The sequence below is a fragment of the Beijerinckia sp. L45 genome, from assembly GCF_009765775.1.
GTDB lineage: Bacteria > Pseudomonadota > Alphaproteobacteria > Rhizobiales > Beijerinckiaceae > RH-AL1.
The window spans coordinates 105,206-105,505 of sequence record NZ_LMUU01000276.1 but is presented as its reverse complement, the minus strand read 5'-3'; the positions used below and the strand labels follow the sequence as shown (position 1 = coordinate 105,505).

Here is a 300-nt window from a genome sequence, read left to right as displayed (position 1 = left end):
GGCGTTGATCGCGCCGCTCTTGCCAGCTCCCAAACGGCGTGGGCGAAGGCCAACCAACACCGTGATCATTCTCAACGCCTTGTTTTTTTACATGATTCGTTGCGCTTGCCCCTGGCGATTGTTGCCGAAGGATTTTCCGCCGTTCACCACGGTCCAGAACAGATTTTACGCTTGGCGCGACAGCGGGCTGTGGGCGCAGATCGTTGATGTCCTCGTGATGAATGCTCGCGAGGCGGAAGGCCGAGAAGCCGCGCCGACCGCCGTTGTCGTTGATAGCCAATCGATCAAGACCACGGAAGG

Annotated in this window: 1 protein-coding gene; it reads left to right on the top strand. The window is 58.7% G+C overall.

Translation table 11 applies throughout. From position 1 onward, the window contains the following. Positions 1-61 precede the first annotated feature (61 nt). Positions 62-300 (top strand): transposase (locus GSQ79_RS28740; protein WP_246725654.1); only part of this gene is annotated, 239 nt, incomplete at its 3' end.